The organism is Micromonospora sp. NPDC000663 (assembly GCF_042898105.1).
Lineage (GTDB): Bacteria > Actinomycetota > Actinomycetes > Mycobacteriales > Micromonosporaceae > Micromonospora.
Genome location: NZ_JBIAYR010000002.1, coordinates 426,175 through 446,528 on the forward strand (window position 1 = coordinate 426,175; position 20,354 = coordinate 446,528).

The 20,354-nt window shown below is 73.9% G+C and carries 17 protein-coding genes and 1 pseudogene; 11 read left to right on the plus strand and 7 right to left on the minus strand.

Annotated features, from left to right (window positions below):
- Positions 1 to 3: 3 nt before the first annotated feature.
- From ACFY1S_RS10645 to ACFY1S_RS10655, 3 genes are all read left to right on the plus strand, one after another.
- Entirely contained in the window at positions 4 to 750 is a 747-nt protein-coding gene (locus tag ACFY1S_RS10645) for an SDR family NAD(P)-dependent oxidoreductase (RefSeq protein WP_387115339.1), read from the plus strand.
- A gap of 35 nt (positions 751 to 785) precedes the next feature.
- Positions 786 to 2,933, plus strand: a complete 2,148-nt coding sequence (locus ACFY1S_RS10650; RefSeq protein ID WP_387115342.1) for a DEAD/DEAH box helicase — start codon at positions 786 to 788, stop codon at positions 2,931 to 2,933.
- A 150-nt stretch (positions 2,934 to 3,083) separates the two neighbouring features.
- Entirely contained in the window at positions 3,084 to 4,022 is a 939-nt protein-coding gene (locus tag ACFY1S_RS10655; protein WP_387115345.1) for a hypothetical protein, read from the plus strand.
- 12 nt (positions 4,023 to 4,034) lie between these two features.
- On the opposite strand, the gene ACFY1S_RS10660 is transcribed toward ACFY1S_RS10655, so the two are convergent.
- The 3 genes from ACFY1S_RS10660 to ACFY1S_RS10670 all read right to left on the minus strand — a co-directional run bounded on the left by ACFY1S_RS10660 (position 4,035) and on the right by ACFY1S_RS10670 (position 7,639).
- Positions 4,035 to 4,451: a helix-turn-helix domain-containing protein gene (locus ACFY1S_RS10660; protein WP_364373232.1), complete on the minus strand. Its 417-nt coding sequence runs from the start codon at positions 4,449 to 4,451 to the stop codon at positions 4,035 to 4,037.
- A 247-nt stretch (positions 4,452 to 4,698) separates the two neighbouring features.
- Positions 4,699 to 5,856 (minus strand): class I SAM-dependent methyltransferase, encoded by a 1,158-nt coding sequence (locus ACFY1S_RS10665; protein ID WP_387115349.1) that lies wholly within the window; start codon positions 5,854 to 5,856, stop codon positions 4,699 to 4,701.
- Between the two features lie 88 nt (positions 5,857 to 5,944).
- Positions 5,945 to 7,639, minus strand: coding sequence for a DEAD/DEAH box helicase (locus ACFY1S_RS10670; RefSeq protein ID WP_387115352.1), 1,695 nt, complete (start codon positions 7,637 to 7,639; stop codon positions 5,945 to 5,947).
- Positions 7,640 to 7,958: 319 nt separating this feature from the next.
- Here ACFY1S_RS10670 and ACFY1S_RS10675 point away from each other — a divergent pair, with 319 nt between their 5' ends.
- A complete protein-coding gene (locus ACFY1S_RS10675; RefSeq protein WP_387115355.1) occupies positions 7,959 to 8,234 on the plus strand; it encodes a ferritin-like fold-containing protein in 276 nt (91 codons plus the stop codon).
- Between the two features lie 61 nt (positions 8,235 to 8,295).
- Here the strand turns inward: ACFY1S_RS10675 and ACFY1S_RS10680 are convergent, their stop codons facing one another.
- Complete coding sequence (locus ACFY1S_RS10680) at positions 8,296 to 8,523, minus strand: DUF3107 domain-containing protein (RefSeq protein WP_030329796.1); 228 nt, start codon at positions 8,521 to 8,523, stop codon at positions 8,296 to 8,298.
- Between the two features lie 64 nt (positions 8,524 to 8,587).
- Positions 8,588 to 9,226, minus strand: coding sequence for a TetR/AcrR family transcriptional regulator (locus tag ACFY1S_RS10685; RefSeq protein ID WP_139586375.1), 639 nt, complete (start codon positions 9,224 to 9,226; stop codon positions 8,588 to 8,590).
- Positions 9,227 to 10,725: 1,499 nt separating this feature from the next.
- Here ACFY1S_RS10685 and ACFY1S_RS10690 point away from each other — a divergent pair.
- The 6 genes and pseudogenes from ACFY1S_RS10690 to ACFY1S_RS10715 form a co-directional block, all read left to right on the plus strand.
- Positions 10,726 to 12,561, plus strand: a pseudogene (locus ACFY1S_RS10690) (hypothetical protein); the annotation flags it as partial.
- A gap of 23 nt (positions 12,562 to 12,584) precedes the next feature.
- Positions 12,585 to 13,559: an alpha/beta fold hydrolase gene (locus tag ACFY1S_RS10695; protein WP_387115358.1), complete on the plus strand. Its 975-nt coding sequence runs from the start codon at positions 12,585 to 12,587 to the stop codon at positions 13,557 to 13,559.
- 5 nt (positions 13,560 to 13,564) lie between these two features.
- A complete protein-coding gene (locus ACFY1S_RS10700; protein ID WP_387115361.1) occupies positions 13,565 to 14,410 on the plus strand; it encodes a DUF3152 domain-containing protein in 846 nt (281 codons plus the stop codon).
- A 161-nt stretch (positions 14,411 to 14,571) separates the two neighbouring features.
- Positions 14,572 to 15,309, plus strand: a complete 738-nt coding sequence (locus tag ACFY1S_RS10705) for a DUF3152 domain-containing protein (protein ID WP_387115364.1) — start codon at positions 14,572 to 14,574, stop codon at positions 15,307 to 15,309.
- A gap of 55 nt (positions 15,310 to 15,364) precedes the next feature.
- Positions 15,365 to 16,612, plus strand: a complete 1,248-nt coding sequence (gene moeZ / locus ACFY1S_RS10710) for an adenylyltransferase/sulfurtransferase MoeZ (protein ID WP_387115367.1) — start codon at positions 15,365 to 15,367, stop codon at positions 16,610 to 16,612.
- 154 nt (positions 16,613 to 16,766) lie between these two features.
- Positions 16,767 to 17,594: a prenyltransferase/squalene oxidase repeat-containing protein gene (locus ACFY1S_RS10715; protein ID WP_387116036.1), complete on the plus strand. Its 828-nt coding sequence runs from the start codon at positions 16,767 to 16,769 to the stop codon at positions 17,592 to 17,594.
- On the opposite strand, the gene ACFY1S_RS10720 is transcribed toward ACFY1S_RS10715, so the two are convergent.
- A complete protein-coding gene (locus ACFY1S_RS10720) occupies positions 17,591 to 18,832 on the minus strand; it encodes a glutamate-5-semialdehyde dehydrogenase (RefSeq protein WP_387115370.1) in 1,242 nt (413 codons plus the stop codon). The genes ACFY1S_RS10715 and ACFY1S_RS10720 overlap by 4 nt on opposite strands.
- A gap of 10 nt (positions 18,833 to 18,842) precedes the next feature.
- Positions 18,843 to 20,000 (minus strand): glutamate 5-kinase, encoded by a 1,158-nt coding sequence (proB, locus tag ACFY1S_RS10725; protein WP_387115373.1) that lies wholly within the window; start codon positions 19,998 to 20,000, stop codon positions 18,843 to 18,845.
- Positions 20,001 to 20,013: 13 nt separating this feature from the next.
- Here proB and ACFY1S_RS10730 point away from each other — a divergent pair, with 13 nt between their 5' ends.
- Entirely contained in the window at positions 20,014 to 20,328 is a 315-nt protein-coding gene (locus tag ACFY1S_RS10730; protein WP_387115375.1) for an MGMT family protein, read from the plus strand.
- Positions 20,329 to 20,354: the final 26 nt, after the last annotated feature.

Genomic DNA, 20,354 nt, shown 5'->3' on the forward strand with positions numbered 1-20,354 from the left:
GAGATGGGCTCGCGGGTTGCGGTTGTCAGCGGGGGCGGGACCGGGATCGGGGCGGCCGCTGCGGGGGCGCTCGCCAGTGACGGGTACGACGTTCTGATCGTCGGACGGCGGGCGGACGTGCTGTCGGCCACCGCCGGGCAGATCGCCGCGGACTGTGGGCGGCCGGACGCCGTCTCCGCCGTGGCCGCGGACCTGACCGATCCGGAGCAGTTCGACGCGGTCCTCGCGGCCGTCGGTGACCGGCCGGTCGACGTCGTGGTCAACAACGCCGGCGGCTACCTGGGCGGGGATACCGGCACGCTGGTCGGGACCGCCGCACACTGGCGGGCCAACCTGGACGCCAACGTGCTGACCGCCGTACTGCTGACCGAGGCGCTGCGGCCGGCCCTGCGTCGACCGGGCGGGCGGGTCATCTTGATCAGCTCGATCGCCGCCCAGCGGGGCGGCGGTGGGCCGTACTCGGCGGCGAAGGCGGCCCTGCACGGCTGGGCGTACGACCTGGCAGCGCAGCTCGGCCCGGAGCAGATCACGGTGAACGTGGTGAGCCCCGGTTACGTCGCCGAGACCGAGTTCTTCGGCGACCGGATGACCGCCGAGGGGCACGCGAAGCGGGTGGCGGCGACCCTGGTCGGACGGGCCGGGCTACCTGGCGACATCGCCGAGGCGGTCCGCTATCTCGCCAGCCCGGGTGCCGGTTACGTCACCGGCCAGGTCCTCGGCGTGAACGGAGGCTCCGTCCTCGGCCGCTGACCGCGGATGACGGACGGCGCTGGTAGACATGTCGGGTGGAGACAGCAGAGCGGGCAGGGGTACGGGAGCGGGCCGAGGCGGTGCTGCGCCGGCTGGCCGGTGACCACGCACGGCTGCGCGAGGACCAGTGGCGGGCCATCGAGGCGCTTGTCGTCGACAGGCGGCGGGTGCTCTGCGTGCAGCGGACGGGGTGGGGCAAGTCGGCTGTCTACTTCGTGGCCACCGCCCTGCTGCGCGACAGCGACCGGGCCGACCGGGCCGGGCAGGGCGAGCACGGGCCGACGGTGATCGTCTCGCCGCTGCTGGCGCTGATGCGCAACCAGGTCGAGGCCGCCGCCCGGGCCGGCATCCGCGCCCGCACCATCAACTCGGCGAACCTCGACGAGTGGGACGAGATCACCGCCGAGATCCAGACCGGCGCGGTGGACGTCCTGCTGATCAGTCCGGAACGGCTCAACAATCCGGACTTCCGCGACGGCGTCCTGCCGAAGCTCGCCGCGACCACAGGTCTGCTGGTGGTCGACGAGGCGCACTGCGTCTCCGACTGGGGGCACGACTTCCGGCCGGACTACCGGCGGCTGCGTACCTTCCTGGCCGAGCTGCCGGAGCGCACCCCGGTGCTGGCCACCACCGCCACGGCGAACTCCCGGGTCACCCAGGACGTGGCGGAGCAGTTGGGCGACGCCCTCGTCCTGCGCGGCACCCTGGACCGCGAGTCGCTGCGCCTCGGAGTGCTCGACCTGCCCAGCCCGGCGCACCGTCTGGCCTGGCTCGCCGACCACCTGGACCAGCTGCCCGGCTCGGGCATCGTCTACACGTTGACCGTGGCGGCGGCCGGGGAGACGGCCGAGTTCCTGCGGTCCCGGGGCTACCCGGTGGCCTCGTACACCGGTCAGGTCGAGGACGCCGACCGGCGGGCCGCCGAACAGGACCTACTCGACAACAAGATCAAGGCGTTGGTGGCGACGAGCGCGCTCGGCATGGGCTTCGACAAGCCCGACCTGGGCTTCGTCGTGCACCTCGGCGCGCCTCCGTCACCGATCGCGTACTACCAGCAGGTCGGTCGCGCGGGCCGCGCCGTGGAGCACGCCGAGGTGCTGCTCCTGCCCGGCGCGGAGGACGCCGCCATCTGGCGGTACTTCGCCTCGCTTGCCTTCCCACCCGAGGAGCAGGTCCGAGCCGTGCTGGCCGCCCTGCACACCGACCGTCCGCTCTCCACCCAGGCCCTCGAACCGCTCGTCGACCTGCGCCGCGCCCGCCTGGAGCTGATGCTCAAGGTCCTCGACGTGGACGGCGCGGTCCGCCGGGTGCGCGGTGGTTGGCTCGCCACCGGCGAGCCCTGGGTCTACGACGAGGCCCGGTTGCGCCGCGTCGCCGAGGCGCGCACCGTCGAGCAGCAGGCCATGCGGGAGTACGCGACGACGTCCGACTGCCGGATGCGGTATCTACGGGAACGCCTGGACGACACCGGGGCCACCGACTGCGGCAGGTGCGACAGGTGCGCCGACCCGCTCTTCTCCGCCGACGTGTCGACTGCCGCGCTCGCCGCCGCGCAGACCTTCCTGGGCCGCCCCGGCGTGGAGATCGCCCCGAAGAAGCTCTGGCCGACCGGGTTGGACGCGGTGGGCGTACCCCTGAAGGGCCGGATCCCGCCGGCGGAGCAGGCGTTGCCGGGCCGTGCCGTCGGGCGGCTCTCCGACCTGGGCTGGGGTGGCCGGCTGCGTGACCTGGTCGGCCCGGAGGCACCCGACGCGTCGGTGCCCGACGACGTGGCCGCCGCCGTGGTGGAGGTGCTGAAGGCGTGGGCGCACGGCGACGACCCGTGGCCGCACCGGCCGGTGGCGGTGGTCGCGGTCGGTTCCCGGCGGCGGCCCCGGCTGGTCGGGTCGCTGGCCGAGCGGATCGCCGCCGTGGGCCGGCTGCCGTTGCTCGGCGAGGTCGTCCCCGACGGCCCTGGCGGCCCCGGCGGGCCGCGCGGCAACAGCGCCCAACGGGTACGCGCGCTGCACGACGCCTTCACCGTCCCGACCGACCTGGCCGACGCGCTGGCCGGGCTGGACGGTCCGGTGCTGCTCGTCGACGACCTGGTCGACTCCGGCTGGACGATGACGATGGTGACCCGTGCTCTGCGCCGGGCCGGCGCACCCGACGTGCTGCCGCTGGCCCTCGCCGTTGCCGGCTGAACGCGCGGATGCGGAAAAGTTCCCGGGCGCGGCGGAATGCGACTGTCGCCACGCCGTCCGGGCGTCCGCCGGGGGCGAGCGGGTACGGCGGTACCGTGGGCGGCATGACCGATCAGCACCCCGTCACCGGCCGCACACTGGACGTCGGCGGTGCCTGACCAGGTCTCCGCCGCACCGGATCGGAGCACCCTGCGGCTGGCCCTGGTGGTCGGCGGCCTGGTGCTAGCGGTGCTGCTCGGCTTCGGCCTCGGCCGGATGAACACCGGCACCACCACCACAGGCGTCGGCGGCCCGTCACTGGCCGCCGAGCACACCGACCCGCCCGGCACCGCCCCGCACAACCACGGTTCCGTGGTGGGCGGCGGCGACCAGGGCGCGGGCGTCGAGCCGGGAGGCCTGTCGGTCAGCGCGGCGGGCTACACGCTGGCCCCGGTGGCCACCGAGTTCCCGTCCGGCCGGGCGGGGCAGTTCCGCTTCCAGGTACGGGACGCGCAGCGCCAGCCCGTGACCCGCTTCGCCGTCGTCCACGACAAGCCGATGCACCTCATCGTCGTACGCCGTGACCTGACCGGTTACCAGCACCTGCACCCGAGCATGGCGTCGGACGGCACCTGGTCGGTGCCGCTGACCCTCGACGCGGCAGGCGTCTGGCGGGCGTACGCCGACTTCACGGTCGTCGCCGACAACGGCGACCAGACCGCCGTGACCCTCGGCGTGGACCTTGCCGCGCCGGGCGGCTACCAGCCCCGTCCGCTGCCCGAGGCGGCCACCTCGACGACAGTTGACGGGTTCACCGTCGGCTACCAGGGCACGGCCCAGGTCGGTGCCACCGTGCCGCTGACCTTCCGGATCGACGGCGCGGCGGGCGCGGCGGCCCCGCTGGAGCGTTACCTCGGGGCGTACGGGCACCTGGTGGCGCTGCGCGAGGGCGACCTCGCCTACCTGCACGTGCACCCGGAGCCGGAACTGGTGGACGGGCAGGTACGGTTCTGGCTGACCGTCCCCGGCCCCGGCCGCTACCGCCTCTTCCTGGACTTCCAGACAGACGCGAAGGTCCACACCGCGGAGTTCACGCTTACCGTCCCCTGACCCCGGGAGGGCTCAGCCGGCGCGGCGGATGGGACGGCGGGCCAGGTAGCGGAGCAGGTCGCGGATGTGGTGCTTCTCCTCGGCGGGGACACCGGGGTCGGCCAGCCGTTCGAGGATGGCCCGGACGTCGGCCTCGACCGGGCCGTCGTCGCTGCGGCGGCGGGGAGTCGGGCCGGCGTCGGGCAGACCGAGCGCCCGGAACGCGGCCGCCACCGGCAGATCCAGTGCGGCGCAGAAGCCCCGTACTTTGGCCAATTCGGGATAGTCCTGCCAATCTCCGGCCAGCCAGCGGAACACAGTCGAGCGGCCCACGCCCGTGTGCGAGGCAAGATCGGTCACCGTCCACCCGCGTTCCTCGCGGGCGTCGTCGATCGCTCGCCTGACGAAGCGGGCGAACGCCATCTGCGGCGAAACCTCTGCGGAACCCATCCCTGCGGGTCTTCCCTCCCGGCCGGAACACTGGGCGATGCGCCTTCCGAGGGTAGTACGCCAGGGGCCGGAAACAATTGACTGACCGCACAATCTGTCCCGTGGACGGGACTTTTCTTCGGCCGCATCGACGAACATGCGGAACCGACGAGCAGGAACCATCGCCGCTCATCAACCAAGCTCTGCTGCCGGCGTAACGTCCGTCCCGCGACCGGGTCGGGCGTGACCGGGGCGGCGACCTCCTCCGCTAGGGCCGCACCCCGTCGGAGGCCAGCAGCGTCTCCAGCCGGGGCGTGACCTGCCACTTGTCGACCAGTTCCCGGTACTCGGCGCGCTGCGCGTCGGTCGGGCCGGTGCCCGTACGGCGGGCCCGGATCAGCAGGTTGCGCGGCGTGTGCTGCGAGTCGACGAACTCCACCACCTCGGCCCGGTACCCGTGCACCCGCAGCAGCCCGGCCCGCAACGCGTCGGTCAGCACGTCGGCGAAGCGTTCCCGCAGGATGCCCTGCCGGGTCAGCAGGTCGTACGGGGCAGGGGCGGGGTTGGCGCGGAGCTGCTTGGCCAGGTCGTGGTGGCAGCACGGCGCGGCGAGCACCCAACGGGCGTCCCAGCGCACCGCGCGGGCCAGTGCCTCGTCGGTGGCGGTGTCGCAGGCGTGCAGCGCCAGCACCAGATCCGGGGCGGGGTCGACGGCGGCGTCGGCGATCGTGCCGGCCACGAAGCTGACCTTGTCGGCCCAGCCCAGGCGCTGCGCCAGCTCGGTGTTGCGTCGCCGCTGATCCTCGCGGACGTCCACGCCGACCAGCTCGACGTCCAGCCCCCGGCCGGTCAGGTAGCGGTAGGCGGCGAAGGTCAGGTACGCGTTGCCGCAGCCCAGGTCGACCACCCGTAGCGGCCCGCTCAGGTCGTCGGGCAGGGTCGCGGCGAGGGCCCGCAGGAACGCGTCGACCTGGCGACGCTTGGCCGCCGATCCGCCGATCTCGGCGAAGATCTCGTCGCCCGGATCGAGCAGGTACTCCTTCGCCCGGTCGTTCCCGGCCGGCGTCACCGCCGGTCGGGCCGTCGCCGCGCGGTGCACCTGCGCCTCGCCGGACTTGGTCACCCGCAGCTGGAGCGTCGCGTCGGCCGTCTCCACGTGCCAGTTGCCGAACGGCTCGGCCAGCAGCTCGTCGACCGCCACCGCGGCCTCCGGACCGGGCGCGACGTTACGGGTGTGAGGGCGCGCGCCGTCGGAGGTGGCGATCTGGAGCCGGGGCCCGGCCTTGAGCGTCACCGGCCGCAACTCGGCCCGGACCACCGTGGGGCGACGCCCCCGGCGGCGGCCGGCGGCCACCGCCCGGGTCAGCGCGGGGTCGAGAAGCAGTGCCCGGACTTCGGTCAGGGCGGCGTCCAGTGGTTCCGGCATCGTTCCATCTTCGGCAGGTGGGGCGGGAAGGGAAACATCCCCCGTACCGCGCTGACGCGGTGCGGGGGATGTCGGGTGTCGCTGTGCGTCAGTCCGCGGTGGCCTCGGCCGGCGTACCCGCGCCGGAACCGCCACCACGACGGCGCCGGCGGCGACGCGGCTTCGACGGCTCACCGTCGGCAGCTGCGGCGGCCGGCTCGGACGGACCGGCGTCGGCGGAGATCACCGCGGTGGGCTCGCCCACGACCGCCTCGCCGGCCCGGCGGCGACGCCTGCGCCGCGGGGTACGGGTGCCCTCCTCGGCGGTGTCGTCGGTGGCTGCCTCGGCGGCGACCGGCGTGGCCGCGTCGGAGCGGTCCCGACGGCCGTCGCCCCGGCCACGGCGCTCGCCCCGACCCTCGCCGCCACGGCTGTCACCGCGCCGGGAGCCACGGCCGCCGCCGTCGCCGCGACGGGAGCGCGTGGTGCCGCCCAGGTCCTCCTCGATCTCGGCGGACAGCCCGGCCCTGGTGCGCTCGGCGGTGGGCAGCGTGCCGGTGACCTCGGTGGAGATGTGCAGGTCGCTGTAGAGGTGCGGGGACGTGTGGTACGTCTCCGGCGGCTCCGGCATCTCCAGACCGAGGGTCTTGTCGATGATGCGCCAGCGCGGCATGTCGTCCCAGTCGACGAAGGTCACCGCGACGCCTGTCGCCCCGGCCCGGCCGGTACGACCGATCCGGTGGGTGTAGGTGTCCTGGTCTTCCGGGCAGTCGTAGTTGATGACGTGGGTGACGCCTGTGACGTCCAGACCCCGGGCGGCCACGTCGGTGGCGACCAGGATGTCGATCTTCCCGGCGCGGAACGCCCGCAGCGCCCGCTCACGGGCGCCCTGGCCCAGGTCACCGTGCACCGCGGCGACCGCGAACCCGCGGAAGTCGAGGTCCTCGGCCACCCGGTCGGCGGCGCGCTTGGTACGGGTGAAGATCATGGTCAACCCGCGACCCTCCGCCTGGAGGATGCGCGCCACCACCTCGACCTTGTTCATCGAGTGGGTGCGGTAGACGAGCTGCTCGGTCTGCGGTGACGGCCCGGTCTCGGCGGTGTGCCCGGCGTGGATCGTCATCGGCTGGCGCAGGAAACGCCGCGACAGGGTGACGATCGGGTCCGGCATGGTGGCCGAGAAGAGCATGGTCTGCCGATCCTCCGGCAGCATCGCCAGGATCTTCTCGACGTCGTCGAGGAAGCCCAGGTCGAGCATCCGGTCGGCCTCGTCCAGCACCAGCGCGTGGACGCGGTCGAGGCGCAGGTGCTTCTGCTTCTGCAGGTCCATCAGTCGCCCGGGCGTGCCGACCAGGATCTCGACGCCCTTGCGCAGCGCCTCGATCTGCGGCTCGTACGCCACGCCGCCGTAGATCGGCAGCACCCGTACGCCACGCGTACGGCCGGCGGCGGCCAGGTCCTTGGCGACCTGGATGCCCAGCTCACGGGTGGGGACGACGACAAGCGCCTGCGGCACGCCGTCGCTGCCCTCGCTGGGCGCGAACACCCGGTCGAGCAGCGGTACGCCGAAGCCGAGGGTCTTGCCGGTGCCGGTGGGCGCCTGACCGATCAGGTCGACGCCGCGCAGGGCGATCGGGATCGCGTACTCCTGGATCGCGAAGGCGCGGGTGATGCCGGCCGCGGCCAGCGCCTCGACTGTCTCGTCGCGGGCGCCGAGTGCGGCGAAGGTGGGGGCCTCCGGTCGAACCGGGGCGGTGGGGGCCAGTTCCTGGCCGTCCATCAGGTCTTGAGTCAGGTCGCTCATGTGGATGTGGGGGTGCCCTCTCGTGGGTGCGCCCGTCATGTCCTCAGGGCGCGTTCGGTATGACGCGGGCCACACGGTCAGGGGCAGAACGCCGAGCCGGACCGGGCCGCACGCGCGCCGCGGGCTGAGCTTCGATCAGATCGGCGCCCACGGCAACTGCTCTATGTTACCTGAACAGGCAACCTCACGTCCCGATTCCCGGTCGGCCAGCCGCCACGCGGGGCCGGCAAATGTGTCCCGCGTCACATTATCGGCGTCGAGTTCCGCGCGGTAGCCGCCGCGAGATCGCCGACACCCTGGACGGCCCGACCGGGGGCTGGTGCTCGACGTCCTGCACGACTCCGGGTATGCGGAGTTCGCCGCCGCCGAGATCAGAACGGCGATCGCCGCCGACCCCCGGGTGACCGGGCGGCTCTCCATGTGGGCCCGCCGGCTGGTGGGCGAGGCGCTGTCCCAGGCCGGCCGTGTCGCCGCCGAGCGGGCCGCGCTCACCGCACTCGTCGGGCGGGGCGACCGGGTCGACGTACCCGGGCTGTTCGGGAGGCTCACCACCGCGCACACCGCGCGGATGGCAGTCGTCGGCCTCAACAACTGAAAGCGCGGCACCGGCCCGCGGCAGGTACGACTGCGCCGACCTGCCGCGACGGCCGGACCGGTCAGCGGACGGTGAAACCGACCGCGCGCGGCGACGCCTCGGCGATCTCGACGTACGCGACCTTCTCGACCGGCACGATCACCCGCCGGCCCTTCTCATCGGTCAGGGAGAGCGTGCCGCCGTTGCCGGCGAAGGCGTCGGTCACGATCTGCTCGATCTCGGCCGGCGACTGCGCGCTGTCCAGAACCAGCTCGCGCGGCGCGTACTGCACGCCGATCTTGACCTCCACTGTGCCTCCTCAACTGGGGCGAAAGAACCGCCAGGCGAAGGCTATCCGATCACGGGGTGAGTGGTCAGGCTGACTCACCTTGCAGCGGGAAGCTGGCGATGCCCCGCCAGGACAGCGCCGCCACCAACGCCTCGGCCTCCGCCTTCGGCACCTGCCGACCGCCGGCCAGCCAGAACTGGGCGGCCGTCTCCGCCGCGCCGACCAGCCCGGAGGCGAGCAGTTCGGCGTGCGCCCGGCTCACACCCGTGTCGGAGATGATCGTGTCGGTGATCGCCGCGATGCACCCCTGCTCGACCCTCTCCACGCGCTGCCGTACCGCCGGGTCGTTGCGCAGGTCCGATTCGAAGACGAGACGGAACGCCTCGCTCTCGTGGTCGACGAAGTCGAAGTACGCCCGTACCGACGCGCCGACACGTTCCTTGTTGTCGATCGTGCCGTGCATCGCGTCGCGCACCTTGGCGACGATCGCGTCACAATGTGTGTCCAGCAGGGCCAGGTAGAGGTCCATCTTTCCGGGAAAGTGTTGGTACAGGACGGGCTTGGAGACCCCCGCCCGTTCGGCGATGTCGTCCATCGCCGCGGCGTGGTAGCCCTGCGCGACGAACACCTCCTGGGCCGCCGCGAGCAGCTGCTTACGGCGCGCCGACCGGGGCAGACGGGTGGGTCGGCCAGCGGTCTGTGCGCCATTCCCCGCAGCGGTCATGGGATCCTCCGAGTTCTCCGTACGAGCCGGCACTTTCCCCCCAGACCGGGCGAGGCCCGTGACCCTCGTTGTGGAAATGGCCCGCCGCTGTAACTTATCGCCACTGTCGCCACACGGTAGCCTCAGCGGGGGCGACCAAGGAGCGCGCGGTGAGTGAAACAGGGCAACCCGGAGCCGCCACCCCGGGAGAGCACGGTGACGGAACGGGTCAGCACGACGACCCGGGCCGTTCCGGCAGCGGGTGGGCGCCCCAGTCGGGCGGGTGGTCCCGGGCCGCCGAGCGTGCGGACGACCCGGAGCAGGCGACACGTTGGCAGCCCGACGCGGCGGCCGGGTGGCGTACGTCATCCGCGCGGCATGGCGACCTGCCGCCGCCGCTGGCCGGGCCGCCCGACGGTCCCGAGCCACCGGCCCGGGTCAACGGCCACCACACAAACGGCGTCCGACACGCCGGAGCCGAGGCCAACGGTGTCCACCACCCGGGGCTCGACGCGTCACCGGGCCGTCCCGCGCCGGTGAGCGCGCCGCCCGGTCCTACCGACGACGACCGGCCCGCCGCGGGCGGCGACCGGCTGGTGGTGCCCGCCCAACGTCCCGCACCGTCGCCGCCGGCCGTCCAGGTGCCCCCCGTGGGCACCGCCGCCTCGGGTTTCGAGGTCCCGCCAGGCTTCCACGCGCCCAGCGCCGACCGGCTGGCCGCCGACGACCAGTCAGCCGCGCCCCGCGAGTGGAGAAACCCGCTACCGGCTGAGGCGTCCGCCGAGTCCGGCCGCACTCCGGACCTGCCGACCGACGACCCTGCCGAACCGCCCCGGTCCGCCGAGGGCCCCCGGGCCGCCGACCCGCCCCGGGCCGGGGAGTCGTCGGCCATCGAACCGGACTGGTCCGGGCCGAACTGGAACCGCCCGAGCTGGGGCAGCGGCTGGGCGCCACAGTGGTCCAGACAGGATGACGAGCCGACCGGCCGCCCGGCCCGGGACGAGTCCGCCCCGGGCTGGGTCGCCGAGCCCAACCTGCCGTACGAGCCGGTACGCGCCGAGCCCACCCGCCCGTACGAGCCGGTACGCGCCGAGGCGCCCAGCGCGTACGACGCCGACCGGGACGCACCCGAACCGGAGCCGACCCCCGAGCGCCCGTCCTGGGCTGGTGAACGCCAGGCGACCACCCCGGTCAGCGCGCCGCCGAAGGACCGCCCGTCCTGGGCTGCTCCGGCTCCGAGCGCCACTCCGCCTGTCGACCGGCGGCCGCGTGCTGCCGAATCGGCACCGACAAGTGGCCCGCCCGCCCCCGCGGGGACCGCGCCCTCAACCGTCGACCGGCCGACCTGGGCCGACGGCCCCGCCCCGACCAACGCCCCGCCGTCCCGCCCGTCGTGGGCCGGCCCGGCTCCGACGAGCGGTGCGCCGTCGCGGCCGTCGTGGGCTGGTGGGGCTGATGCGGCTCCGACAAGCGGTGCGCCGTCGCGGCCGTCGTGGGCGGGTGGCGCTGATCCGGCCCCGACAAGTGGTGCGCCGTCGCGGCCGTCCTGGGCCGGTCGGCCTGAGTCGGTTCCCACGCCCTCCGCCGAGCGGCCGTCCTGGGCACGCCCGCCCTCGACCGACCCGACGCCTGCTGCGTCCCCCGCCCCGGCGGCGGCCCCTGCGGCGACGGCTCCCGCCGACGTGCCGCCGCCGGCGGTCACGCCGCCCCCGGCGCCCGCCGGTCCGGCGCTGACTGCGGAACGATCCTCCTGGGCCGGTGGAACGCCCACGGCGTCCAGCAGCCCACCGCCGGCCGAGCGGCCGGACTGGTCCGAGGGGCGCATCCCCGCGTCCCCGGGTGAGCGCCCGTCCTGGCCGGCGAGCATGCCCCGACTCGACGAGGCGGGCGACCGGCCCGGCCCGCTGCGCCCCGAGCCACGGTCGGTCGCGCCCTTCCGGCTGCGCCCGGCGACCCCCGAGCCGCCGGAGCCGCCCCGCCCCGCACCCTCGTCGACTGGTCCGACCTCCACCGACGCGGCACCCGCGTCGACGGGCGCCGTCCCGGGCGCGAGCGGCCGCCGTGACCGGCCCTCACCCGCGTCAGCCCCTCCCTACGCGGCACGCCGCTCCGCCCCCGACCCGGCGTCGCCGGCCGACCCGGCCGACCCCGGCCGTCGTGCGGAAACGACGGCGGCGGTGCTGCCGCAGCGCGTCCCCGCCGAACCGGACGTGCCCGTCGTGCCGGAGCCGCCAGCCGTGGAGCCACCCGCCGAAACCCCGGAACTCGCCCGTATCGCCACCCACCTGCGCCGCGACGACGAACCCGCGCCTCTGCGGGAGCGCCCCGAGGGGTTCGACGTCAACGCCATCCTGGACGCCGTCCGGGAGGTGGCAGGCGTCCGCGACGCGGCGCTGCGCCGTACGCCGGCGGGCGCGCACAGCCTCCGACTGGACCTGGCCGACGGCGCCGACCCGGCCGAGGTGAGTCGACAGGTCGCCCGGCTGCTCCAGGAGCGGATGGGTCTCGCCGCCGCCCCACAGAACCTGCCCGGCCTGCCCACCACGCCGGCCCCGCCGGTCCGCCGCCGCAGCGCAGAGCCGCGCAGCCCTGAGCCGCGCAGCCCCGAGCCCCGTGGTGCCGAGCCGCGCAGCCCCGAGTCGCGTGCCGCCGAGCGGCGCGCCCCGGAGACCCGGGACGCCGGCACCGAACCACGGCCCGGGGAGGTAGGCACCGCCGAGCCCACCGTGAGCGGGCGGGTCGAGACCCCGCCGGTGGGGGACACGTCACGTCGTCGCCGGCAGAGCGCCCCGCACCGGGGTCGTGCCACCGTGGAGGAGCCGGGCTCGGTCTCGGCCGCGCCAGCCGGGGCCGCCACCGGTAGCCCGGCGACGGTGGGTACGTCGTACTCCGGTGGTCAGGTGACCACGACGGAGTCGGCGCCGTCCCGGCCGCTGGACACCGGTGGCACGCCGGGTCCCCGGGTGGTGATCGACCACGTGCAGGTGAGCACGTTCGGGCTGGACGCCAACGTGGAGGTGCGGTTGCTGGCCGGCGGCGAGAACGCCTCCGGGTACGCGACCGGGCCGGCGGTGGACGGGTACGTGCTGCGGCTCTGCGCGGTGGCCGCTGCCGCCGCCGTGGACGAGTTGCTGCGCGGCGTCGAGAACGCAGAGCGGGGGCGCTGCTTCGTCGAGCACGCGGCGGTGGTGCCGTTCGGCAACTGCGAGGTGGCGACGGTGGTGGTGCTGCTGGTCTGCGAGGGCTGGGTGGAGCAGCTGGCCGGGTCGGCGCTTGTCGCCGGTGACCCGAGGCAGGCGGTGGTCCGGGCGACGCTGGCGGCGGTGAACCGTCGGCTGGAGGCACTGCTGTCCTGAGTGGTCCGGGGCAGACTGGAACGATGAAACGCGCCATCCTCTGGCCGGACGAGCTTCTGCCCGAGCACCGGGTTCCTCCGCCGTGGCCGGGGCGTGAGGTACGCCTCGGCAGCTCGGTCACGTACGTGCGGGACACTCCGGCCACCGCCGCCGGAGCGGAACCGGCGTTGTACGTGCACGGGTTGGGCGGCTCGTCGCAGAACTGGACGGACCTGGCCGGGCTGCTCTCCGACCGGCTCGACGGTCAGGCCATCGACCTGCCCGGGTTCGGCCGCAGCGAGCCGGGTCGCCGCTACACGATCCCCGCCTTCGCGGATCTGGTCGTCCGCTGGATCGAGCACTCCGGCAGGGGGCCGGTGCACCTGTTCGGCAACTCGTTGGGCGGCGCGGTCTCGGTCCAGGTGGCCGCCCTGCGACCGGACCTGGTCCGAACGCTCACCCTGATCTCTCCGGCGCTGCCGTTCCTCGACTTCCGGCGCTCGTTGCAGGGTCGGATGCTGCCGGTGCTCGCCATCCCCGGGGGTGAACGGCTGGTCGGGCGGTACCTCACCCAGCTCGCGCCCGAGGTGATGGCCCAGCAGGTGCTTGAGGCGTGTGTGGCGGACCTCGACCGGATCTGCGACCAGCGCCGCGCCGAGGCGCTGGAGGAGATCCGGGTCCGCTACGAGGCGGAGCACTACGCGGCCGCCTACGTGCGGACGTTCCGCGGGTTGGTCTCCAGTTTCCTGCGGGCGTACCTGCCGGGGTCGGGGTCGCTGTGGCGGCTGGCCCGGTCGGTGCGGGCGCCGACGCTCGTGGTGGGCGGTCGGGCGGACCGGCTGGTCGATGTGCGGGTCGCGCCGCAGACCGCGCGGGTCATCCCGGACAGCCGTCTGCTGATGCTCGACGGCGTGGGTCATGTGGCGCAGCTGGAGGTGCCCCGGCTGGTCGCCCGGGCGGTGGTGGGTCTGCTCGCCGAAACGGAGGACGCGACCGGGCGGTCTGATCTGGCAGGCTGAGCCGGATGCCCAGGTCAGCTCGCCGTCACCGTCGCTTCGCCCTGTTCGCGCAACTGGTGGCGGTGGTGGTGTCCGTCGGTGCGGTGGTGACCGTGGTCGCGGAGGGGCCGGGTGGCCGTCCCGAGGCGGACCGGCTGGCGGCGGATGAGATCAGCACCGTGCCGCCGCCGCTGCTGGCCGCGCCGCTGCCGCCGTCGGCGGACCCGTCGCCGTCCGTGTCGGCGTCGCCGAGTGCGCCCGCGGTGCTGCGGCTGCCGGGGTCGGTGCCCAGCGCGGGCGCGGGCCGGTTCGGTTACGACGACCGCTCCGGCCCGGTGCTGGGTCGCGCGGGTGAGTTGCGGCGCTACCGGGTGGCCGTGGAGTCGGGCAGCGCCGAGGACGCCGTCGGGTTCGGGCGGGCCGTCGAGGCGGCGCTCGCCGGGCCGGGCAGCTGGGTCGACAGCGGGCGGCTGCGGTTGCAGCAGGTGCCCGGCAATGCGCCCCGCGACTTCACCGTCTACCTGGCCACGGCCCGTACGGCGGGTCGGATGTGCGCCGCCGGTGGCGTGGACATCCGGATCGGGGGTCGTCCGTACACGTCCTGCCGGGCGCCCGGTCAGGTGATCATCAACCTGGACCGGTGGCGGTTGTCCGTGCCGCACTACGTCTCGGCCGGCGTGCCGCTGTCGGTCTACCGGACGTACGTGGTCAACCACGAGGTGGGTCACCAGCTCGGGCGCCGGCACGAGCGCTGTCCGGGGGCGGGCCGGCCGGCGCCGGTGATGATGCAGCAGACGCTCTTCCTCAACGGGTGTCGGGTCAATCCGTGGCCATACCTGGACGGACGCCGTTACGCCGGTCCCGGCCTCTGACGAAGCATCCTCCTTGCGTGAATAGCGTCATAAGCGGAGAAATGACCGAATAATCTGGCAGGCTGGACGTCATGACGCCGTCGTCCCCTTACGGCCCGCCTCAGCCGCCCGATCCGTCGGGCCGGTCGGCGTACCGGCGCGGCCGTCCCACTCTCGTCCGGATGCGCCGGCGCCGGCGCCGTAGCCTGCTGATCGGCGCGCTGGTGCTCGCCGCCGCCGTCGGCGTGACCGTCTACCGCAGCGGCGAACCGCCGGCCGACGTGCCGGCCACCACCACCCAGGGCGGAATGGGACTGGGCGGTGGGGCCGCCCACCCGGCGCCCAGCAGCTACCCGTCCGTCGGCGCGGGACGCTTCACCGCCGCCGACGGCGGAACCACAGTCCACGGCGAGGACGGGCCCCTGCACCGGTACCGGATCGCTGTGGAACGCGGCACCGGCCAGGACGTCGACGCGTTCGCCGCCAAGGTGGACGAGGTACTGACCGACAGGCGCAGCTGGATCGCCTCCGGTGAGCTGCGCGTCCAACGGGTCGCCGACGCGGGGGCGGCCGACTTCACCATCTACCTCGCCACCCCCGTCACCTCGGAGCGGATGTGCGCCGAGGGTGGCCTGAGCACCGAGCGGTACACGTCCTGCCGGCTGCCCGGGCAGGTGATCATCAACCTGGCGCGCTGGCAGGAGGCCGTGCCCGACTACGGCGCCCCGCTTGACACGTACCGCACCTACGTCGTCAACCACGAGGTGGGCCACGAGTTCGGCGAGCAGCACGAGGCCTGCCCCGGCCCGGGTGAGCCGGCGCCGGTCATGCAGCAGCAGACGTACGGCCTCGAGGGCTGCGTGGCCAACGCCTGGCCGTACGTCGACGGTCGTCGCTACGCGGGTGACATCGTCCCCTGATCGGCCGGCTGTCGGTTATTCCCGCTCCCGCATCGCGGACCACGTGTCCTCCCTCATGGCTAAGGGGTGCTCCGGCGAGCAACAATGGCGCGTTCAGACCGCCGATCCCGGGGAGTCCACCGTGTCGTTGCCCCCGCTCGTCGAGCCCGCCGCCGAGCTGACCGTTGACGAGATCCGCCGCTACTCACGCCACCTGATCATCCCGGACGTCGGGGTGGCCGGGCAGAAGCGGCTGAAGAACGCCCGGGTGCTCTGTGTCGGGGCCGGTGGCCTCGGCTCGCCCGCCCTGCTGTACCTCGCCGCGGCGGGGGTCGGCACGCTCGGCATCATCGACTTCGACACCGTCGACGAGTCGAACCTCCAGCGCCAGGTCATCCACGGCGTGTCGGACATCGGCAGGTCCAAGGCCGAGTCCGCCGCCGCGTCGATCCGCGAGATCAACCCGCTGGTCAACGTGGAGATCCACAACACCGCCCTGGACCGGGAGAACGTCCGCGAGATCTTCGCCCAGTACGACCTGATCGTCGACGGCACCGACAACTTCGCCACCCGCTACATGGTCAACGACGCGGCGGTGCTGCTCGGCAAGCCGTACGTCTGGGGCTCGATCTACCGCTTCGACGGCCAGGCGTCGGTGTTCTGGGCCGAGCACGGCCCCTGCTACCGCTGCCTCTACCCGGAGCCGCCGCCGCCCGGCATGGTCCCGTCGTGCGCCGAGGGCGGCGTGCTCGGTGTGCTCTGCGCGTCGATCGGCTCGATCCAGGTCAACGAGGCGATCAAGCTGCTCACCGGCATCGGTGAGCCGCTTGTCGGCCGCCTGATGGTGTACGACGCCCTGGAGATGGAGTACCGCAAGATCAAGGTCCGGAAGGACCCGAACTGCGTGCTGTGCGGCGAGAACCCGAGCGTCACCGACCTCCTCGAGGACTACGAGGACTTCTGCGGCGCGGTCTCGGTGGAGGCCCAGGAGGCGACGCTCGACTCGACAATCACCGCGCTGGAGCTGAAGGAGTGGCAGGACGCCGGCAAGGACATCTTCCTCGTCGACGTCCGGGAGCCCGCCGAGTACGAGATCGTCCGGATCCCCGGCGCCACCCTCATCCCCAAGGGCGACATCATCTCCGGTGACGCCCTCGCGCAGTTGCCGCAGGACCGGCAGATCGTGCTGCACTGCAAGTCCGGGGTCCGCTCGGCGGAGGCGCTCGCCGCGCTCAAGGCCGCCGGGTTCCGCGACGCCGTGCACGTGCAGGGCGGCGTGCTCTCCTGGATCAAGCAGATCGACCCGTCGCTGCCCGCGTACTGATCGGTTGGGCCGGGGCGGCGTCACCGCCGTCCCGGCAAATCGACGCACATGACGACGAGTCGTCGTCGGGCCGGAGCGACGCAGCCACTCCCGGCTGGCCGATTCCCCGAGGCGGTATCGCGTCTGCGCAGGTAGCGTTCCCGCCGTGGTCGACATGGAAGCCGCCATCGGGTTCGTCGTGGCGCACGGGGACGCGGTGGAACGCGCCCGTCTCTCGTGGCTTCGCAACGGCACCCCGGTGCCCGCCGAGCTGTTGGAGACGGCCGAGGTCGGCCAGTCGTCCGACGGCGGTTGGCCGGCGACGTGGGGTGGCGAGGTCGCCTCGATCGACGCGACCTGTTTCCGGCTCGCCGAGCTGGACGACCTGGGCGCGCTCGGCCGTCCCGCCGCCCGCCGCGCACTGGACTGGCTGGCGTCCCGCCAGCAGGCCGACGGCGGCTGGGACGAGGACGCCTCCCTGGCCGGCTCGGCTCCGGAGTGGGCCCGTCCCGGCGACCCCGAGGCCAAGCTCTTCGTCACCGCCAACGCGGGCTTCTGGCTCACCGTCGCCGGGCTGGACGCCCGCGCCTCCGGACCGCTCGACCATCGGGTCGGCGGGGCGTACGCCGGCGTCGTCCAGGCGGCGGCCCACTCGATAGCCGGACGGATCCGCCCGGACGGCAGTTGGCCGTCGTTCCTCGCCGCCGGCTGGCTGAGCGCGGCGGTGCTGCACCGGCAGGACATGTTCCACGAGTCGGCGCGCATCCAGGTGGTGCTGGCCGAGCGGATGGCGGCCATGTCCCCGGGTGACGTGGCCTGGTTGGCGGCCACGCTACGCCGGGTCGGCATCGACGCACAGGACTGGGTGATGGTGCGGGCGCTCCGCCGGCTGGCCGAGACGCAGCGCAGCGACGGCGGCTGGGAGAGCGACGACGGCCACCAGTTCGACGTGCACACCACGCTCTCGGCGATCCGGGCCTGCCGCCCGGTGACCGTCGCCTAGCGGACGTGCCCGTTCCCGGTGACCACGTACTTGGTGCTGGTCAGCTCGGGCAGACCCATCGGGCCGCGGGCGTGCAGCTTCTGCGTGGAGATGCCGATCTCCGCGCCGAAGCCGAACTCGCCCCCGTCCGTGAAGCGGGTCGACGCGTTCACCATCACGGCCGCCGCGTCCACCCGGGCGACGAACTCGCGGGCCGCGCTCGCCGAGTCGGTGAGGATCGCCTCGGTGTGCCCGGTGCCGTAGCGCCGGATGTGCGCGACCGCCGCGTCGAGCGAGTCGACAACCGCTACGGAGATGTCCGCCGACAGGTACTCGGTGGCGAAGTCCTCGTCGGTGGCCGGGACCACCGCTGCGGAGTACGCGGCCACCTCGGGGGTGCCGTGCACCGTCACCCCTGCCTCGGCGAACGCGGCGAGCGCGGCCGGCAGGAACGCGTCGGCGATGTCGGCGTGCACCAGCAGCGACTCGGCCGTGTTGCAGGTGGAGAGGCGCTGCGTCTTGGCGTTGAGCGTCACCGCGACGGCCTGTGCCACGTCGGCGGCGGCGTCCACGTACACGTGGCAGTTGCCCACCCCGGTCTCGATCACCGGCACCGTCGACTCCTCGACGACTGTGCGGATCAGCGACGCGCCGCCGCGCGGGATGAGCACGTCGACAAGCCCTCGGGCGCGCATCAGCTCCTTCACCGAGTCGCGGGAGCTGGCGTCGAGCAACTGCACCGAATCGGCGGGCAGGCCGGCGCCGGTGATCGCGTCCCGCAGCACCGCGACCAGCGCGGCGTTGGAGTGCGCGGCCGACGACGACCCGCGCAGCAGCGCCGCGTTGCCGGACTTCAGGCAGATCCCTGCGGCGTCCACAGTCACGTTCGGTCGCGCCTCGTAGATGATGCCGACCACTCCGAACGGCACCCGGATCTGGCGCAGCTCCAGGCCGTTGGGCAGGGTCGAACCGCGGACCACCTCGCCGACCGGGTCGGGCAGCGCGGCCATCTGGCGCAGCGCGTCGGCGATGCCGGCCACCCGGCCCGCGTCGAGGGCGAGCCGGTCCAGCACGGCCGCGCTCAGCCCGGCCTCCCGGCCGGCCGCCAGGTCCGCCTCGTTCGCTGCCAGGATCTTCGGGGTACGCGCCACAAGCGCCTCGGCCATCGCGACAAGCGCGGCGTCCTTCGCGGTACGGGTGGCGGTGGCCAGGTCCGCTGCGGCGTCCCGCGCCCGTCGCGCCTGCTCGGTCACGCTCATCATCGACTCCTTAGAGCAGTACCAGGTCGTCGCGGTGGACGACCTCACGTTCGTATGCCGGGCCGAGCGCCGCGGCGAGTTCGGAGGTGGAACGACCGAGCAGCCCGGGCAGCTCCACCGCGTCGTAGTTGACCAGGCCGCGGGCGACCGGCGCGCCTGCGGTGTCCACCAGGTCCACCGGGTCGCCGGCGGTGAACGTGCCGTCCACCGCTGTGATGCCGGCGGGCAGCAGCGACTTGCGCCGCGCGACGACGGCGGCCACCGCGCCCGGGTCGAGGTGCAGCCGCCCCCGGGGAGAGGTGGCGTGGGCCAGCCAGAACAGCCGGGCGGTGGGTCGTTGCCGCTGCGGGTGGAACAGCGTGCCGACCGGCTCACCCGCCAGCGCCGGAGCGGCCAGGTCGGCGGCGGTGAGCACCACCGGGATGCCGAAGCCGGTGGCGATCCGGGCGGCCTCCACCTTGGTGACCATGCCGCCGGTGCCGACGCCGGAGCGGCCGGCCCCGCCGATGGTGATGCCGGCGAGGTCGGCGTCGTCGCGGACCTCGGTGATCCGGGTCGACTGCGGCCGGGTCGGGTCGCCGGTCCAGAGGGCGTCCACGTCCGACAGGAGCACCAGCAGGTCGGCGTGCACGAGCGCGGCCACCAGGGCGGCCAGCCTGTCGTTGTCCCCGAACCGGATCTCCTCGGTGGCCACCGTGTCGTTCTCGTTGACGATCGGCACCGCCCGCAGGTCGAGCAGCTTGCGCAGCGTCCGGTACGCGTTGCGGTAGTGCGCGCGTCGGGTCACGTCGTCGACGGTGAGCAGCACCTGCCCGACGGTGCGGCCGTGCCGGGCGAAGCTGGCCGCGTACCTGCCGATCAGCAGGCCCTGCCCGACGCTGGCGGCGGCCTGCTGGGTGGCCAGGTCGCGCGGACGTCGGGTCAGGCCGAGCGGGGCCAGGCCGGCGGCGATCGCGCCGGAGGACACCAGCACCACCTCGCGCCCCTCGGCGGTGAGCCGCCCCAGGGTGTCGACGAGCGCGTCGACCCGCCCGTCGGCCAGGCCGCCCGTGGCGGTGGTCAACGAGGAGGATCCGATCTTGACGACGACCCGCCGGGCCGCCGTGACTGCGTCGCGCACCCGCCCATTCTGCGTGGTCACGGCGGCAGCGCCCGGCGACGTTCCCATATGGTGGCCGATTGTGACACCTGACGAGTACGTCGAGGCGGTGCTCGACCTGGTCGAGCGCATCCCGCCGGGCCGGGTGATGTCGTACGGGGCGGTCGCCGACGCGCTCGCCGAACGCTCGGGCCGTACCTCCGCGCGCCTGGTGGGAAACATCATGGCCCGGCACGGCGGCTCGGTGCCCTGGCATCGGGTGGTCAGCTCGGCCGGTCGGTTGCCGCCGGGACACGAGCGGGAGGCACGCGCCCGGCTGCGCGCCGAGGGGGTGCCGCTGCGCGGCGAAGGAGTGGACATGCGGGTGGCGGGTTGGTCGCCGCTGGAGGGGATGTGACGTCCGACATAACATGAGTAACATTC

Excerpts from the sequence above, each read along its gene's own strand:
- ACFY1S_RS10645 (WP_387115339.1), top strand. The coding sequence starts at position 4 with ATGGGCTCGCGGGTTGCGGTTGTCAGCGGGGGCGGGACCGGGATCGGG.
- ACFY1S_RS10660 (WP_364373232.1), bottom strand. The coding sequence starts at position 4,451 with ATGGGTTCCGCAGAGGTTTCGCCGCAGATGGCGTTCGCCCGCTTCGTC.
- ACFY1S_RS10665 (WP_387115349.1), bottom strand. The coding sequence starts at position 5,856 with ATGCCGGAACCACTGGACGCCGCCCTGACCGAAGTCCGGGCACTGCTT.
- ACFY1S_RS10670 (WP_387115352.1), bottom strand. The coding sequence starts at position 7,639 with ATGAGCGACCTGACTCAAGACCTGATGGACGGCCAGGAACTGGCCCCC.
- ACFY1S_RS10685 (WP_139586375.1), bottom strand. The coding sequence starts at position 9,226 with ATGACCGCTGCGGGGAATGGCGCACAGACCGCTGGCCGACCCACCCGT.
- ACFY1S_RS10695 (WP_387115358.1), top strand. The coding sequence starts at position 12,585 with ATGAAACGCGCCATCCTCTGGCCGGACGAGCTTCTGCCCGAGCACCGG.
- ACFY1S_RS10700 (WP_387115361.1), top strand. The coding sequence starts at position 13,565 with ATGCCCAGGTCAGCTCGCCGTCACCGTCGCTTCGCCCTGTTCGCGCAA.
- ACFY1S_RS10705 (WP_387115364.1), top strand. The coding sequence starts at position 14,572 with ATGCGCCGGCGCCGGCGCCGTAGCCTGCTGATCGGCGCGCTGGTGCTC.
- moeZ (WP_387115367.1), top strand. The coding sequence starts at position 15,365 with ATGGCTAAGGGGTGCTCCGGCGAGCAACAATGGCGCGTTCAGACCGCC.
- ACFY1S_RS10715 (WP_387116036.1), top strand. The coding sequence starts at position 16,767 with ATGGAAGCCGCCATCGGGTTCGTCGTGGCGCACGGGGACGCGGTGGAA.
- ACFY1S_RS10720 (WP_387115370.1), bottom strand. The coding sequence starts at position 18,832 with ATGAGCGTGACCGAGCAGGCGCGACGGGCGCGGGACGCCGCAGCGGAC.
- proB (WP_387115373.1), bottom strand. The coding sequence starts at position 20,000 with ATGGGAACGTCGCCGGGCGCTGCCGCCGTGACCACGCAGAATGGGCGG.